Below are 15,235 nucleotides of genomic sequence, written 5' to 3' on the forward strand. Positions count from 1 at the left end.
CCCCCTGATTACGGCGGTTGTTGCCCTCCACCGGCCCGGCCGACGCGCCCGTGGCGAGCAGTTGCCGCCGAAAGCATGTAATCTAGGGATACGACAAATTGACCAAACATTCCGGGGCCTCACCGATAGCCAAGGTGACCACCTCCGGTCCAAGTACAAAAGGGGGTCACGCCATGGGGCGCGGCCGTCAAAAGGCAAAAGCTACCAAGCAGGCTCGGGACATTAAGTACTACTCCCCGAACACTGACTATTCGGCCCTTCAGCGTGAGCTCACGGGCCCGGGAAGTCGTGCTACGAGCCATTTCGCGAATGAACCGGTCGAACCGGACTATTCAGCCTACGTGGATAAGTACGCGGACGATTTGGAAGACGACGACGACGAGGTTGACTCCCGTCGGATCGGTTAGTCGTTACAGCCTGAACCTGCCGTAAGGCAGTCAGCTGCATGCTGCCGTCGTGCACCTTGTGTGCGTCGTTTGTGTGCGTAGTTCAATTCCGGCACCCCGTTTGGAAGTCTTCTTTCCAAAGACCAGGTGCCGTCGCAATCATCAAAGCCCGCCGGGCATGCCAGTTAGTGGCGTGCCCGGCGGGCTTTTTGCTGTTCTGGATTCCGCCTTCACCGGCGGGCCTGTTCACGTCTAGGCTGAAGAAGGTTTCTCTCCAACGAAGGGATAAGCGGCATGGTTCAGCGCAACGGATACACACGAGGCGAGTTGTGTTGGGCCGACGTCCAGACGCCGGATGTGGCGGCCGCGAAGTCGTTCTATGCGGCGGTGTTCGGCTGGCGTTACGAGGATCTGCCCACGCCGGACGGGCGCAGCTACGGCCAGGCGTTCGTGGACGGTGATCTGGTGGCAGTCGTCGCGCCGCAGCCTCCGCAGCAGCAAGGCACGCCGGCGCAGTGGAACGTCTACTTCGCTGCTGATGACGCCAAGGCCGTGGCCGAGGAATCCCCCCACGCGGGCGGAACCGTGGTCTTCGGCCCCGAGGAAGTGGGGGACACCGGCGTCATGGTGTTCGTGGAGCCGCCCGGCGGCGGCAGCACCGGCGTCTGGCAGGCCGGAACGCACACGGGCAGCGGGCGGTACAACGAGCCCGGCGCGTTCGCCTGGGCCGAACTTCTCACGCCCGAGCCGCAGGCCGCCGTCGGATTTTTCCAGCAGGTGTTCGGCCACGAGGTGACGGAATATCCGCAGGACGACGGCGGCACGTACACCACGCTGATGGTGGACGGCGCGGAGGTGGCCGGCGTCGCCCCGGCGCCCGAGGCAGATGAAAGCGCCCACTCCGAGGCTGGGGATTCGCCCGACTCAGACGGGGCCGAAGCCCGGGCGCGCCTGGGCTGGCAGGTCTACTTCGGTGTCTCCAGCGTCAAGGAAGCCGTGCTGGCGGCCGTGGCTGCCGGTGCGGAGGTTCTCGTGGAGCCGGAGTTCGATGAGGACGCCGGAACCATCGCCACGCTGAAGGATCCGCAGGGCGGAGTGTTCAGCGTCCTTGAGGTTTAAAAACGCATCGAGTGCTCCGTAACTGCCGTTATGAACCTTCTAAACGGCAGTTATGGAGCACTCGATGACGACTTTAGGCGTAGGTGTTGACCATGCGGACGGCGCCGCCGTCAACGCCCTTGGCGCCCTGGACGTAGTCCGGACCGGTCTTGAGGATGGAGTCGGAGTCCGCGCTGACCGTGCCCATGATCCAGGACGGCAGGCCTCGCTCGTTCAGGCGGGCCACAGCGGCGTCGGCGACGTCGGCGGAGACGATCGCCACCATGCCCACGCCGAGGTTGAGCGTGCGCTCGAGGTCTGCGAGGGGTACGCGGCCGAGTTCGGAGACCAGCTTGAAGATGGCCGGCAGTTCCCACGTGGCGCGGTCCACCGTGGCCACCAGACCCAGGGGCAGGACGCGGGCCAGGTTGGCTGCGAGGCCGCCGCCGGTGACGTGGCTGAAGCCGTGCACGGCTCCGCGGCCTGTGGCAGTGTCAGTGGTCACCGGGAAGGCGCGGGCGAGGTCCAGGCAGTCAGCGGCGTAGACGCGGGTGGGCTCCAGCAGTTCCTCACCCAGCGTGCGGCCGAGTTCGGAGACTTGGCGGTCCAGGGCCCAGCCGGCGTGGTTGATGACGCGGCGGACCAGGGAGTAGCCGTTGGAGTGCAGGCCGGAGGAGGCCATGCCGATCACCACATCGCCGGCGCGGACCCGATCCGGGCCCAGGAGGGCGTCGGCCTCGACCACGCCGGTGGCAGCGCCCGCAACGTCGTATTCGTGCTCGCCCAGCAGGCCAGGGTGCTCGGCGGTTTCGCCGCCCACGAGGGCGGTGCCGGCGACGGAACAGGCCGCCGCGATGCCGCGGACGATGTCCGCGATGCGCTCCGGGACCACCTTGCCGCAGGCGATGTAATCGGTCATGTAGAGCGGTTCGGCGCCCACCACCACGATGTCGTCAACCACCATGCCCACGAGGTCGAAGCCGATGGTGTCGTGGATGTCCATGGCCTGGGCGATGGCCACCTTTGTGCCCACACCGTCCGTGGACGTGGCCAATAGCGGGCGCTTGTAGGTGAGAAGCTTCGAGACGTCGTACAGCCCGGCAAAACCGCCGACGCCGCCAATCACCGACGCGTTGTGGGTCGCCTTGACGGCGTCCTTCATGAGTTCGACGGCGCGGTCGCCCGCTTCGACGTCGACGCCGGCGGACGCGTACGTGATGCCGGCGTTGTTCTGTGCCAAACGGTTCTGGGCAGCGTTCATGTCAGCAGTGGGAGAGGCGGAAGTCATACGGACTCTTTCTTGTCAGCGCCGACGGGGGCAGCGTCGTGGTGGACATCAGGCACGCGGTCGGCCTCGGTCAGCAGGTTCTCAAACTCGGAATCCGGTCCGGGATCACAGCCCGTTGCGCCGGGCTTCTCCGCAGGGTCTTCGGTGACGGGAATGCTGTCCGGGTTGCCGTCGGCTGCGGACGCGGGCTTGGAGAGTGCGGCAGAGCCCGCTGCGGGCAGCCCGCCGAGGTCCGTGCGCTCCAGCAGGTTCTTGCCGAGCTTGTCCGCGCCGGGAAGCTCGATGGGGTACTTGCCGGTGAAGCAGGCGGTGCAGAGACGTTCGCGGGGCTGACGCGTGGCGTCGATCATGCCGTCTTCGGAAATGTACGCGAGCGAATCGGCGCCGATGGCCTGCGAGATTTCCTCGATGGTGGCGCCGTTGGCGATCAGCTCTGCACGGGAGGCGAAGTCTATGCCGTAGAAGCAGGGCCACTGCACGGGCGGGGAGGAGATCTTCACATGCACGGACGCGGCCCCGGCCTCGCGAAGCATCCGGACGATCGCGCGTTGGGTGTTGCCGCGGACGATCGAGTCATCCACCACCACAACGCGCTTGCCGCGGATCACGGACTCGAGGGCGTTGAGCTTGAGCCGGATGCCCAGCTGGCGCAGGGTCTGCGAAGGCTGGATGAACGTGCGGCCCACGTAGGAGTTTTTGACGAAGCCGTGCGCGAACGGGATGCCGGATTCTTCGGCGTAGCCCACAGCCGCGGGAGTGCCGGATTCCGGGACCGGAATGACGATGTCCGCTTCCTGGGTGTTTTCGCGGGCCAGCTGGCGGCCCATTTCCACGCGGGATTCGTACACGGAGCGTCCGGCGATCGCAGCGTCGGGGCGCGCGAGGTAGACGTATTCGAAAACGCAACCGGCCGGCGTCGGCTCTGCGAAGCGCTGGGACCGCACGCCCTGCTCATCGATGGCGATGAATTCGCCGGGTTCGATCTCGCGGATGAAGCTGGCGCCGACGGTGGCGAGGGCGGACTGCTCGGAGGCAACCACCCAGCCGCGCTCCAGCCGGCCGAGGACCAGCGGGCGGATGCCGAAGGTGTCGCGGGCGGCGTACAGGGTGCCTTCGTCCATGAAGACGAAACAGAAGCCGCCCCGGATCTTGGGGAGCAGTTCGATGGCGGTCTGTTCGAGGGTTTTGCCCTCTTCGCCTTCGAGGAGTGCGGTGACCAGGGCGGTGTCAGAGGTGTTGCCCTGCTTCATTTCGCCGCTGAGCTGGCCGCCGTTGCGTTCCGTGATCATGGCGTTGAGTTCGGCGGTGTTGGTCAGGTTGCCGTTGTGCGCCAGGGCAACAGTGCCGGTTGCGGTGGCGCCGAGGGTGGGCTGGGCGTTGGCCCAGTGGCTGGCTCCGGTGGTGGAGTAGCGGCAGTGGCCCACAGCCAGGTGCCCGGTCAGGGTGTTCAGCGTCGTCTCGTCGAAGACCTGGGACACGAGGCCCATGTCCTTGTAGACGTTTATCCGCTTGCCGTCGCTGGTGGCTATACCAGCGGACTCCTGACCGCGGTGCTGCAATGCATACAGCCCGTAATAGGTGAGTTTTGCTACTTCTTCACCTGGTGCCCAAACCCCGAAGACGCCGCAAGCGTCCTGAGGGCCTTTTTCGCCAGGGAGAAGATCATGAGAAAGTTTTCCATCGCCGCGTGCCACTGGTCGATTATCTCACGTCATCAGGTAAGGAACTTCCGGCGGCCGGTTTATGACCGGAGGCCGGGTTCGCTGCCGTTGTCCCGCGGTTGCTCCTGCGCTGGGGGCTGTTCCGTCTCCGTCGCGGCCTGTTCGGCGTCGGCAACGGCTTCCGGTACGGCTTCGACGACTGCCTGCTGCGTGCGCCTGACGCTCAGCCGGTCCAGGATAAGCGCAGCAATTGCGCCGAGAATCACACCGCCGGCCGCACACATCACCATGAAGAAGCCGAAGACGGAGCCGGGGTCGTAGCTGGCGTCGCCGGGAAGCGCGTAGGCGATGATTGCCGCCACGGCGATGCCCAGGAGTCCGCCCAGGATCAGGAACGGGACGTACTTTGGCGCGCGACGTACAGTGATTTCGCGCCGTTCAGGGGTGGGGTGGTCAGAAGCCATGCCCTCTAGCCTACTGTCATCGGGAGCCCGGTACCGGAGCCGGGTTTGACGCCGGTACCGGGCGGCCGCCAGAAAACCGCAAGGGATCAGGCCGGAGCCGCCGCGTCGACGAGCCGCTGCCGCTGTTCGCCGAGCAGCCCTCCGCCGGACATCCGCATGATGTCTCCGGCCCTGAGGTACGGGAACCGGCCGGACAGGGCAACGCCGGCCGGGGTGCCTGTGGTGATGAGGTCGCCGGGTTCGAGCACCATGTACTGCGAAAGGCGGCGGACCAGCTCGGCGGGCCCGAAGACCATGTCCTGCGTCGAACTTTTCTGGCGCGGTTCACCGTTGACCCATGACGCCAGTTCGATGGCGCCGGCGTTGGCGGCGGTGGCCGGCACCAGCCACGGGCCTACCGGGTTGAAGGTGGGGCAGGACTTCCCCAGCGACCACTGCGGTCCGGAGTGTTCCAGCTGGTACTCGCGCTCGGAGACGTCGTTGGACAGCACGAATCCCGCGATGCAGGCGGCAGCCTCGGTGTCGGACTTCAGGTAGCTGGCCTGCTGGCCGATCACGACGCCCAGCTCCACCTCCCAGTCCACGCGCTGTGCGCCGGGAGGGATCACGACGTCGTCGTTGGGTCCCACCACGGTGTTGGGGTGCTTGAAGAAGATGATGGGCCGCTCCGGCAGCGGAAGGCCGGATTCGGCCGCGTGCGCCGCATAGTTCAGGCCGACGCCGATCACCGCACCAGGACGGGCGATCGGCGCGCCGATCCGCTTTCCCTCCATGGCTACGCGCGGGAGTCCTGTCAGGTCGAGCTCGTCCAGCTGTCCGGCCCACGTCTGGAGGAAGCCGCCGTCGATGTCTGCAGTGACGGGACGCAGGTCGTACGCCTGGCCTTCGTCGTCGATGATTACGGGGATCTCGTTTCCCGCCGTGCCAATGCGCATCAGCCGCATGGTTGTCCCTTTCAGCTGCCGCGGTAGGTCGAGTAGGCGAACGGGCTCAGGAGCAGCGGCACATGGTAGTGCTCCGTCCCGGTCACCTCGAAGATGAGGTCCACCTCGGGAAAGAACGTGGCCGTGCCCTGCCCCGCGTAGTAGGCGCCCGTGGCGAAGTTGAGCCGGTAGTTGCCCGGTGCCAGCTCCGCGGGGCCGAGGTCCTTGGCGCGGCCGTCGGCATCGGTGGTGCCGTTTGCCAGCTGAGTCCAGCTGCCGCCGTCGTTCGCATAAAGCACGACGGCGACGCCCGCCGCCGGGCGGCCGGCACCGGTGTCCAGGATGTGGGTGGTGACGTGGGAACCGCTCATTCGCTGATCACTCCTTCGAGCCGCAGCAGGGCGATTTCGCGCAACTGCCGGGCCACAATGACGTCTTCTTGATCGGGGGTGTTGGCCAGGCGCTCGTTCAGCGCGGCCAGGATTTCGGGAGCCGTACGGCCGGCGGCGCGGATCAGGAAGACGCGGCCGAACTTTTCCTCATAGGCGCGGTTGCCGGCCGCCAGAGCCTCCGTGACCGCCGTGTCCGCGGGGTCGACGCCGGACTGTTCGGAACGCGACATGGACGCCTCGGCGGTCGCCGCCGTCGGGCGTTCCCCGATCCGCGGGTGGTGCGCCATGGCGGCTTCTACTTCCTCCGCGGTGAACGGGGCGGCGGCCCGGCGGGCGAAGCCGAGCAGCGCCTCGCCGGTGGCGAAGGGCCGGGCGTCGGCGATCTGGTCCACCCAGCGCTGGATGTCGATGCAGGGCCGGAGGGCCGCGCTGGCGTCGGCGCGGTCGGCTTCGTTGAATTCGGCAAGCTTCATGCTTGGTGATCCCTCGTGCAGGTGCTGGCATCCATGGTGACGGCTATGCGGAGAGCCGGGTCTTCTTCCGGYGAAACCGAGACGAACTGCTGGCGGTTTCCGCATCATGGAACTGTTATTTCAGCATACGTAATAGTGAAGCCGACCGGAAGCGCCGGTGTCAAGAGAGTACCGCACGGCCGGTGGTGGCTGCGGGTCACATTTCCTCCGCACCGATCATGGCTGCGCTTGGCGTTTAAAGAACCCAGCATGAACTCGGCGAGGGCGGCGCGGTCCGATCGTCGCTGGTGCCTCGGAAATCCAAGAGTTGTCCAAGAATGGTGCCGCAATCCCCCTGTTCCGTGTGTATCCCCAGCGGTTTCGGCCCAGCGGGAACATAATCAGGTATGCAGATCCTGGTTGTTGAAGATGATGAATCGGTTGCCGCCGGCGTCCTTGAAGGACTGGTCCGCGCCGGATTCCAGACCAGACACGTTGCAGACGGAAAGACGGCCCTCGCCGCAGTACGCGACTCGGGCCCTGACTTCATACTCCTTGACCTTGGATTGCCGGACATGGACGGCACCGACGTGTGCCGCGAAATCCGCGCGCTGACCCTGACGCCGATCATTGTGGTCAGCGCGCGGGACGAGGAGATAGACAGAGTGCTGGCTCTGGAACTCGGCGCGGATGATTACCTCGTGAAGCCGTTCGGCATGCGGGAACTCATTGCCAGGATCCGGGCGGTGGCACGGCGCTCCGATGACCACGCAGGGGAGGGCCAGGCCGCTGGCGGGAGTGCCAGGCAAATCGGCACGCTCAGCATTGACCAACGTTCGCGCCGCGTGCTCGTGGACGGCATGGAAATCCACCTGACCGTCAAGGAATTCGAGCTCCTGTACTACCTGGCGGAAGACCCGGGGGCGGTGTGCCCGCGTAGCGACATCCTTCGGGCCGTTTGGGACGGCAACTGGTACGGCACCACAAAGACGCTGGATGCGCATGTGGCCGCGATCAGGAAGAAGCTCGGGGACCCGCGCTGGATCGAAGCCGTGCGCGGGGTGGGATTCAGGCTGGACGTCCCGGGATGAGGTGGCGGCTGATCTCCGCCTTCATGGTGATCACCTTGCTGGTGGTGCTGGTCCAGGACATCCCGCTGGGGAACTACCTGGTCCGCGTCGAACGTGACCGCCTCACCACGTCCCTGGAGCGGGATGCCTTTCTGCTCGGCGGAAGAGCCAGGCAGCTGCTTGAAGCCGGCACCGGGGCGCCCGCCGGCGTGGCGGACGCCGTCCGCAATTACGGCCAGGCTAGCGGGGCCAGGGTGGTGATCGTGAATCCTGCCGGGACCGCGGTTGCAACGTCCGACGACGATCAGTCTGCCACCGGATCCTCCTATGTCTCACGCCCCGAAATCGCAGCGGCCCTGAGCGGCCAGATCACGTCGGGTCAGCGGCACTCCGACACGCTGGGCTTTGACCTGGTGTACGTCACCGTTCCAGTCCTCAGCGGCGAAAAAATTACTGGTGCGGTCCGCCTGACCTACCCCGCATCGGAGGTGACCGACCGGGTGTCCGGCCAGCTCACGGTGCTGTGGACCGTGGCGGCCACAACCGTGCTGCTGGCCGGCCTGCTGGCCTACCTCATGGCCGGCGCCGTCACAAGGAGGATCAACAGGTTGCAGAAAGCCACGGAGCGGCTTGCCGAGGGCGACCTTTCAGCCCGGACCGAAGAGGACGAGGGCGCCCCGGAACTCCGTGCCCTTGCGGGGTCGTTCAATCGCATGGCAGACAGGCTGGAACACCTGCTCCAGCAGCAGAAGGGCTTTGCCAGTGACGCCTCCCATCAGCTTCGCACCCCTCTGACCGGACTGAGGCTGCGGCTGGAGAACGCCGTTGACTCCCTCGGCAGCGACCCGGACAATGCCCGGGTCATGGTGGCCGGCTCCCTGGAGGAAACGTACCGGCTTCAGCGGATCATCGACGGGCTGCTGCTCCTCAGCCGGGCGGACAGCCGGGACGTGGCACGTGCCACCGTGGATCTGAGTGCCGTCGCCTGGAACCGGCTGGAGCAGTGGGAGGCGCTCGCCGAAGAAACCGGAGTCCGGATCAGCCTGGATGCCCTTCCGGAGGCTAATGTCACGGCCATGCCGGGCGCCGCCGAACAGATCATCGACAACCTCATTGACAACGCCCTCGCCGTGGCGCCGCCGGGTTCGCTAATCAGACTGGTGGTTTCACATCCTGAGAGTGACGGAATGGTGGAGCTCCACGTTATCGACGAAGGTCCCGGACTCTCCGCCGAGGACAGCCAGCGGGCGTTCAACAGGTTCTGGCGCGGGCCGGGCAGCTCCGAGGGAACGGGGCTGGGGCTGGCAATCGTACAGCAGCTGGCCGAGGCCAGCGGAGCCGTTGCTTCGCTGGCCCCGCGGGATCCCGGGGCCAACACCGCCCCGAACGAGTCCGGGGGAATCACCGGCCTGGACGCGTGCGTGACGTTCAGAGCGGCGGCAGGGCCGTGATGCCGGCTGTGGTGTGACGGCTATTGCGGGGAAGCTCCGCCAAGCCGCGAGGTTACGCGCCCGGCAGCGGCAGAGCACGATTCAGCGAGGCTCTGCAGTGTGTCCGGAGAGACGCGGAAGCGGGGCGCCGGGATGAGCACCGCCGCCACAATATCGCCGCGGTGATCGTAGACAGGGGCCGCGACGCCCACTTCATCAAGCGAGGATTCACCGTAGTTAACGGCCCAGCCGCGCCGGGCGACGTCGCCCAGCCGGATCAGATAGGCCTCGAGGCTGGTGTCGTCCAGGCCCGGGTAAGTGATCGCTCCGCTGCGCAGCAAAGTACGGACGCGGTCGGGGGACTCCGCGGCGAGGAAGACCTGTACAGAGGCACTCAGGGCATCGTTATAGCGGGCGCCCAGCGGGGTGGTGTGCTTGATCTGGTGATGGCTGGCGATCTGCTCCACGCACATCGAATCGGAGCCGCTCCAGACCATCAGGGCACTGGTTTCGCCGGTCTGTTCGGCGAGTTCGCGCAGGACAGGGTATGCCACACGGCGCTCTTCGAGTTCGGCCAGCAGCGGCCCGGCGACGGCGATGAGGCCCAGGCCCAGGCGGAACCTGCGGGTCTCCGGATCGCGCTCCACCAAGTGTTCCTGCTCGAATGTGGCCAGGATGCGGGAAACGGTGCTCTTGTGCAGGCCAACGCGGTTGGCGATCTCGGTGACGCCGAGCAGCGGCTCGTCCGCCGTAAAACTTCGCAGCACGGCGATGGCGTTGACGATGACCGACGTGCCCTTGGTGTCACCGTTGCCGCTGGTTTCGGGAGCTTCTGCAGAGGTCATGGTGTCCACCATCATTCCGTATGTGAGCCGGAAAGCGACGCCACGCAGGACGTGGCGCCGCTTTCCGGTGAAGGCTGATGTGGTGCTGTTATGCCCCCACGATGTTGTATTCCGGGCCGAACGGGAACTTGGTGATGTTCTCGGCGCCGTCCTCGCCGACCACGAGGATGTCGTGTTCGCGGTAGCCGCCGGCTCCGGGCTGGCCGTCCAGGACCGTGATCATGGGCTCCATTGAAACCACCATGCCGGGTTCCAGTACCGTGTCGATATCCTCGCGGAGCTCCAGCCCGGCTTCCCGGCCGTAGTAGTGGCTGAGGACGCCGAAGGAGTGCCCGTAGCCGAAGGTGCGGTTGGCCAGGAGGCCGTGGCCCACGTAGATCTCGTTCAGTTCGGCAGCGATGTCCTTGCAGACGGCGCCGGGCTTGATGAGTTCGAGGCCGCGCTTGTGGACTTCCACGTTGATGTTCCACAGTTCCAGCGAGCGGGCATCCGGTTCGCCGTAGAACAGGGTGCGCTCCAGTGCGGTGTAGTAGCCGGAGGTCATGGGGAAGCAGTTCAGCGACAGGATGTCGTGTTCCTGGATCTTGCGGGTGGTGGCCCAGTTGTGTGCGCCGTCCGTGTTGATGCCGGACTGGAACCACACCCAGGTGTCGCGGATCTCGGAGTCCGGGAAGGTCCGGGCGATTTCGTGGACCATGGCCTCGGTTCCGATCAGCGCCACCTCGTACTCGGTGATGCCGGCCGTGATGGCGTTGCGGATGGCTTCGCCGCCGAGGTCGCCGATGCGTGCGCCGTGCTTGATCACCTCGATCTCCTCGGCGGACTTGATCATCCGCTGGCGCATGGCCGCATGGGCCACGTCCACCAGGGTTGCGGATGCGAAGGCGGCCTGGATCTTGTTGCGGTTGTCCAGCGGCAGCGAGTCGTCCTCGACGCCGATCCGGCGGGCGTTGATGCCGCGGCTGCGCAGCACTTCCTGGATGGCGTGGATGTAGTTGTCGCGGCGCCAGTCCGTGTAGACGAGGTTGTCGCCGTAGCTGCGGCGCCACGGCATCCCGGCGTCGATGTTCGCGGTGACGGTGACGGTGTCGTCCTTGGTAACCACCATGGCGTAGGACCGGCCGAAGTAGGTGAAGAGGAAATCGGAGTAGTACTTGATCGAGTGGTAACTGGTCAGGACGACGGCGTCCAGTTCCTTCTCAGCCATGATGCGGCGCAGGCCGGCCAGGCGGCGTTCGAACTCCGCGTCGGAGAATGTCAGCCTTACTTTTTCGCCATTGTTGAGGACCTTCAGGCGGTCCAGCTTGGCGACATCGTTGACGGCCTCGGTTTCGATGGTGGTCATGGGTTTGTACCTTTCTTTAGTGCTGAATTGAGTGAGGAAAGTTTGAGGTGTGCCCCGCCGGAGGCGGGCTGGGGTGCAAGGGTCCCGGACATGCGGTTCACTCCTGCCGGAGCGGTTTCTTGGACGTCTCGGTGGCGAACAGGACGGCGGTCAGGGAGACGACGGATGCTGCCACCAGGTACCAGCCCGGGGCCACCTTGCTCTGGGTGAGGCCGATGAGCAGCGTGGCCATGAACGGTGCCGTACCGCCGAACAGAGCGTTGGAGAGATTGAAGCTGACGGCGAATCCGCTGTAACGGACGCGGGTGGGGAACAGCTCCGCCAGGAAGCTTGGAAGTGTGCCGTCGTTGAGCGTCAGCATGCCGCCAAGCAGGATCTGGACCAGGACAATGACCAGGAAATTTCCGGTGTCCAGGAGCATGAAAGCCGGGACCGTCAGCACGATAAAGAGCAGGGAAGCGGTGATCAGCATGCGCTTTCGGCCGAACTTGTCCGAAGCGATGCCAGTCAGGAAGATGAAGCCGATGTAGCTGGCCAGGGCGATGGTGGTGGCCAGGAACGATTCGGCCGCACCGAAGCCGAGTTCCTCCGACAGATACGTGGGCATGTAGCTGAGGATCACGTAGAACCCCACGGCGTTGAGCAGGACAGCGCCGGTGGCGATGATGAGCTGCTTGCGGTACGTCCGGAACATCGCGAAGACCGGTGTTTTGACTGTGTGGTCCTCGGCAGCCAGGGCCTGGAAGGCAGGGGTGTCTTCGAGCTTGGTGCGGATATAGCGGCCTATCAGGCCCATGGGCGCGGCGAGCAGGAATGGCAGCCGCCAGCCCCACTCATGCAGCTGCTCGGGGGTGAGGACGGTGCTGAGGAGCGCCGCGATCAGGGAACCGAGCAGCAGGCCGGCCGCGGTGCTGGCTGGAACGACGGCGGCGTAGAGGCCGCGCTTATTGGCGGGTGCGTACTCCACGAGGAAAGCCGAAGCACCGGCGTATTCCCCGGCGGCGGAGAAGCCCTGGGCGACCCTGACCAGGAGGAGAAGGATCGGCGCCATCACTCCGATGCTGGCGTATCCAGGGATCAGTGCGATGCAGAACGTCGACACGGACATGATGACGATGGAAAGCGACAGTGCTTTCCGCCGTCCCAGGCGGTCGCCGAGGTGTCCCCAGAAGAATCCGCCAAGGGGGCGGACGAAGAACGAGACCGCGAAGACGGCGAAGGTGGCCAGCAGGGCCGCCTGCCGGTCGGCGTCCGGGAAGAAGACCGAAGAGATGGTGGCGGCGAGGTAGCCGTAGACGGCGTAATCGAACCATTCGACGAAGTTGCCGATGAAGCTGGCCGTGACTACCTTCCGGCGCGTTTCCCTGCTGACGCCGCTGACATCGTTACCGCTGCTGCCGTCCGGATCCACGCGACCGCTCAGTGTGGCGGGTCCGGGCGATGTACTGCCATGCCCGTCATTCGACTCCGGGCTGGTTGGTCCCGCAAGAGCGGCGGGGGAGGAAGTTTCGTTACTCATATGTCCACCAAAGTGTTTGGAGTTGCAATCAGCGCAACGCTGTTGCACCAGATTAGGCGTGACCTGTCACACAGTCAATGATTTTTTGTTTCGGACCGGTAAATTGGTCTGCAGATCGCGGCGGTTTGCGCGGTGAAATGCGCACCAAAGCGACGGCCAATTAGTTGCAATGAGTGAGACTAGGTTGCGATATGCGTGAGACGTGCGAGGCGTCATCAAATGGCGGCCGGACGGTGAGGCCCAGCAATCTATTGACACTCTCGCGTGGCGACTGTCATATTTTCCAGTACGCGCTATGTGCATCGTGTTGTGTAATACGCAATTCAGCTGACTCCGTATGGTGCGCAGGCCGACGTCTCGATCAGGGAAGGCCTGGCGTTGCCACGCCTGGTCCGCATGACGTGAACGGCTGCCCTGAGCAGGGCATCGAGCCGCTGGACGAAGATTTGGAACCGGAACGAGTCAGCTAGATTGGCAACGGGCGCCGTTGCCAAAGAGTCCCCCGGGCTCAGGAAAGGAACACAGGAATCATGGTTCACAAAGTAAAGGCAGTCATTGCCAAGGAAAAGAACGCCCCGGTCTCGGTCGAGACGATCCTGGTGCCGGATCCCGGCCCGGGCGAGGCGCTGGTGGACATCCTCACGTGCGGTGTCTGCCACACCGACCTCCACTACAAGCAGGGCGGAGTCACCGATGATTTCCCCATCCTGCTGGGACACGAGGCTACCGGCGTGGTCAGCGCCGTCGGACCGGACGTCACCGAGGTGGCTCCCGGCGACCGCGTGATCCTCAACTGGCGGGCCGTGTGCGGCGAATGCCGCGCCTGCGCCAAGGGCCAGCCGCAGTACTGCTTCAACACGCACAACGCCACCCAGAAGATGACGCTGGAGGACGGCACTGAGCTCTCGCCCGCGCTGGGCATCGGTGCCTTCGCCGAAAAGACGCTCGTCGCCGCCGGGCAGTGCACCAAGGTGGACGACGACGCCGATCCCGCCGCCGTCGGGCTGCTCGGCTGCGGTGTGATGGCAGGCATCGGCGCCGCCATCAACACCGGTGAGGTCAAGCGCGGCGAATCCGTCGCCGTGATCGGCTGCGGCGGCGTGGGCATCGCAGCCATCGCCGGGGCGAAGCTCGCCGGCGCCACTACGATCATTGCCGTGGATATCGACGCCAACAAGATCGAGATGGCCAGGTCGCTGGGCGCCACCCACGGAGTGGACTCCAGCAAGGAAGATCCCATCGAGGCCATCCGGGCCCTGACCGGAGGCAACGGTGCCGACGTCGTCATTGAAGCGGTCGGACGTCCCGAAACGTACAAGCAGGCGTTTTACGCGAGGGACCTGGCCGGCCGTGTGGTGCTGGTGGGCGTCCCGACGCCGGACATGAAGCTCGAGCTGCCGCTGCTGGACGTCTTTGGCCGCGGGGGTTCCTTGAAATCCTCTTGGTACGGGGACTGCCTGCCCTCCCGGGACTTCCCGATGCTGGTGACGCACTACAAGCAGGGCAACCTCGACCTGGACGCCTTCGTGTCCGAACGCATCACCATCGACCAGGTGGAAGAGGCCTTCACCAAGATGCACGACGGCAAGGTTCTCCGGTCTGTGGTCGAGGTCCAGTCCGTCGAAGACATCCTGCAGGCGGGGGCATCCGCATGAGCGTCACCATCGAGAACCTGGTTACCTCGGGCACTTTCTCGCTCGACGGCGGCACCTGGGACGTGGACAACAACGTCTGGATCGTCGGCAATGGCGATGAATGCGTCATCATCGACTCCCCGCACGACGCAGAAGCCATCATCAGCCAGGTCCGTGGCCGGAAGGTTCTTGCCATCCTGCTCACCCATGCTCACAACGACCACATCGGCGCGGCCCGCGAGGTGGCGGAGGCCGTTGGCGCCCCGATCTACCTGAACCCCGAGGACCTCGTGCTCTGGGAACAGGTCTATCCGGACGTGAAGCCGGACCGTGACCTTGCCGATGGCGAGGAGTTCCAGGTGGGCGGTGCCACGCTGACAGCCATCCACACCCCGGGCCACTCGCCCGGCTCCACCTGCTTTCTCTTGGCGGATGAAGGAACGGTGTTCACCGGGGACACGCTGTTCAACGGGGGCCCGGGGGCGACCGGCAGGTCCTACAGCGACTACCCGACCATCCTCGCCTCGATCCGGGAACGGTTGCTGACGCTCCCTCCCGAAACGGTGGTCCGCACCGGGCACGGCGACAACACCACGATTGGGGCGGAGCGCGAGACGCTCGCCAAGGTATCCCAGTAAGCAGGGGTTTCTGAGTATCAAACAGCCCAATAAGGCGCGCCAGGGAAGCCTGGCGCGCCTTATGTGCGATCGAACCAGCAGGAATTTAGC

15 protein-coding genes are annotated in these 15,235 nt (G+C 65.3%); 6 read left to right on the forward strand and 9 right to left on the reverse strand.

Annotated elements, in window-relative coordinates; all coding sequences use genetic code 11:
- Positions 1 to 173 precede the first annotated feature (173 nt).
- Positions 174 to 407, forward strand: coding sequence for a DUF3073 domain-containing protein (locus AC1D14_RS11040; protein ID WP_230120272.1), 234 nt, complete (start codon positions 174 to 176; stop codon positions 405 to 407).
- A gap of 273 nt (positions 408 to 680) precedes the next feature.
- Positions 681 to 1,505 carry a VOC family protein gene (locus tag AC1D14_RS11045; RefSeq protein WP_230120268.1) on the forward strand — a complete coding sequence of 275 codons (825 nt, stop codon included), beginning with the start codon at positions 681 to 683 and terminating at the stop codon, positions 1,503 to 1,505.
- Positions 1,506 to 1,578: 73 nt separating this feature from the next.
- On the opposite strand, the gene purM is transcribed toward AC1D14_RS11045, so the two are convergent.
- The 6 genes from purM to uraD form a co-directional block, all read right to left on the reverse strand.
- Positions 1,579 to 2,772, reverse strand: coding sequence for a phosphoribosylformylglycinamidine cyclo-ligase (gene purM / locus AC1D14_RS11050; protein WP_230120266.1), 1,194 nt, complete (start codon positions 2,770 to 2,772; stop codon positions 1,579 to 1,581).
- On the reverse strand, positions 2,769 to 4,466 hold the full coding sequence (gene purF, locus AC1D14_RS11055) for an amidophosphoribosyltransferase (protein WP_230120265.1): 1,698 nt from the start codon (positions 4,464 to 4,466) through the stop codon (positions 2,769 to 2,771). The genes purM and purF overlap by 4 nt, the downstream gene beginning before the upstream one ends.
- A gap of 47 nt (positions 4,467 to 4,513) precedes the next feature.
- Entirely contained in the window at positions 4,514 to 4,897 is a 384-nt protein-coding gene (locus tag AC1D14_RS11060) for a hypothetical protein (protein WP_230120263.1), read from the reverse strand.
- 86 nt (positions 4,898 to 4,983) lie between these two features.
- Entirely contained in the window at positions 4,984 to 5,841 is an 858-nt protein-coding gene (locus AC1D14_RS11065) for a fumarylacetoacetate hydrolase family protein (protein WP_476876185.1), read from the reverse strand.
- Between the two features lie 11 nt (positions 5,842 to 5,852).
- Positions 5,853 to 6,191: a hydroxyisourate hydrolase gene (gene uraH, locus AC1D14_RS11070; RefSeq protein WP_476876184.1), complete on the reverse strand. Its 339-nt coding sequence runs from the start codon at positions 6,189 to 6,191 to the stop codon at positions 5,853 to 5,855.
- Complete coding sequence (uraD, locus tag AC1D14_RS11075; RefSeq protein ID WP_476876183.1) at positions 6,188 to 6,685, reverse strand: 2-oxo-4-hydroxy-4-carboxy-5-ureidoimidazoline decarboxylase; 498 nt, start codon at positions 6,683 to 6,685, stop codon at positions 6,188 to 6,190. Before uraD ends, uraH begins: the two co-directional genes overlap by 4 nt.
- 386 nt (positions 6,686 to 7,071) lie before the next feature.
- On the opposite strand from uraD, the gene AC1D14_RS11080 reads away from it, so the two are divergent.
- Positions 7,072 to 7,755 (forward strand): response regulator transcription factor, encoded by a 684-nt coding sequence (locus tag AC1D14_RS11080; protein ID WP_230120250.1) that lies wholly within the window; start codon positions 7,072 to 7,074, stop codon positions 7,753 to 7,755.
- Entirely contained in the window at positions 7,752 to 9,185 is a 1,434-nt protein-coding gene (locus AC1D14_RS11085; protein WP_476876182.1) for a sensor histidine kinase, read from the forward strand. Before AC1D14_RS11080 ends, AC1D14_RS11085 begins: the two co-directional genes overlap by 4 nt.
- A gap of 20 nt (positions 9,186 to 9,205) precedes the next feature.
- On the opposite strand, the gene AC1D14_RS11090 is transcribed toward AC1D14_RS11085, so the two are convergent.
- The 3 genes from AC1D14_RS11090 to AC1D14_RS11100 form a co-directional block, all read right to left on the reverse strand.
- Positions 9,206 to 10,009 carry an IclR family transcriptional regulator gene (locus AC1D14_RS11090; protein WP_230120246.1) on the reverse strand — a complete coding sequence of 268 codons (804 nt, stop codon included), beginning with the start codon at positions 10,007 to 10,009 and terminating at the stop codon, positions 9,206 to 9,208.
- Between the two features lie 88 nt (positions 10,010 to 10,097).
- The gene (locus AC1D14_RS11095; RefSeq protein ID WP_476968478.1) at positions 10,098 to 11,354 is read right to left on the reverse strand and encodes an aminopeptidase P family protein; all 1,257 of its coding nucleotides are present in this window, start codon (positions 11,352 to 11,354) and stop codon (positions 10,098 to 10,100) included.
- 97 nt (positions 11,355 to 11,451) lie between these two features.
- Positions 11,452 to 12,873, reverse strand: coding sequence for an MFS transporter (locus tag AC1D14_RS11100; RefSeq protein ID WP_476968479.1), 1,422 nt, complete (start codon positions 12,871 to 12,873; stop codon positions 11,452 to 11,454).
- 530 nt (positions 12,874 to 13,403) lie between these two features.
- Between AC1D14_RS11100 and AC1D14_RS11105 the strand changes: the two genes are divergently transcribed.
- Together AC1D14_RS11105 and AC1D14_RS11110 are read left to right on the forward strand one after the other, a co-directional pair.
- Positions 13,404 to 14,528, forward strand: coding sequence for an S-(hydroxymethyl)mycothiol dehydrogenase (locus AC1D14_RS11105; RefSeq protein WP_476968480.1), 1,125 nt, complete (start codon positions 13,404 to 13,406; stop codon positions 14,526 to 14,528).
- Complete coding sequence (locus tag AC1D14_RS11110; protein WP_230120238.1) at positions 14,525 to 15,145, forward strand: MBL fold metallo-hydrolase; 621 nt, start codon at positions 14,525 to 14,527, stop codon at positions 15,143 to 15,145. The genes AC1D14_RS11105 and AC1D14_RS11110 overlap by 4 nt, the downstream gene beginning before the upstream one ends.
- The last annotated feature ends 90 nt before the right edge of the window (positions 15,146 to 15,235 follow it).

Source organism: Arthrobacter sp. P1_B11 (genome assembly GCF_056406715.1).

Excerpts from the sequence above, each read along its gene's own strand:
- uraD (WP_476876183.1), bottom strand. The coding sequence starts at position 6,685 with ATGAAGCTTGCCGAATTCAACGAAGCCGACCGCGCCGACGCCAGCGCG.
- AC1D14_RS11045 (WP_230120268.1), top strand. The coding sequence starts at position 681 with ATGGTTCAGCGCAACGGATACACACGAGGCGAGTTGTGTTGGGCCGAC.
- uraH (WP_476876184.1), bottom strand. The coding sequence starts at position 6,191 with ATGAGCGGTTCCCACGTCACCACCCACATCCTGGACACCGGTGCCGGC.
- AC1D14_RS11060 (WP_230120263.1), bottom strand. The coding sequence starts at position 4,897 with ATGGCTTCTGACCACCCCACCCCTGAACGGCGCGAAATCACTGTACGT.
- AC1D14_RS11110 (WP_230120238.1), top strand. The coding sequence starts at position 14,525 with ATGAGCGTCACCATCGAGAACCTGGTTACCTCGGGCACTTTCTCGCTC.
- AC1D14_RS11095 (WP_476968478.1), bottom strand. The coding sequence starts at position 11,354 with ATGACCACCATCGAAACCGAGGCCGTCAACGATGTCGCCAAGCTGGAC.
- AC1D14_RS11080 (WP_230120250.1), top strand. The coding sequence starts at position 7,072 with ATGCAGATCCTGGTTGTTGAAGATGATGAATCGGTTGCCGCCGGCGTC.
- AC1D14_RS11040 (WP_230120272.1), top strand. The coding sequence starts at position 174 with ATGGGGCGCGGCCGTCAAAAGGCAAAAGCTACCAAGCAGGCTCGGGAC.
- AC1D14_RS11085 (WP_476876182.1), top strand. The coding sequence starts at position 7,752 with ATGAGGTGGCGGCTGATCTCCGCCTTCATGGTGATCACCTTGCTGGTG.
- AC1D14_RS11090 (WP_230120246.1), bottom strand. The coding sequence starts at position 10,009 with ATGACCTCTGCAGAAGCTCCCGAAACCAGCGGCAACGGTGACACCAAG.
- AC1D14_RS11065 (WP_476876185.1), bottom strand. The coding sequence starts at position 5,841 with ATGCGGCTGATGCGCATTGGCACGGCGGGAAACGAGATCCCCGTAATC.
- AC1D14_RS11105 (WP_476968480.1), top strand. The coding sequence starts at position 13,404 with ATGGTTCACAAAGTAAAGGCAGTCATTGCCAAGGAAAAGAACGCCCCG.
- purM (WP_230120266.1), bottom strand. The coding sequence starts at position 2,772 with ATGACTTCCGCCTCTCCCACTGCTGACATGAACGCTGCCCAGAACCGT.
- AC1D14_RS11100 (WP_476968479.1), bottom strand. The coding sequence starts at position 12,873 with ATGAGTAACGAAACTTCCTCCCCCGCCGCTCTTGCGGGACCAACCAGC.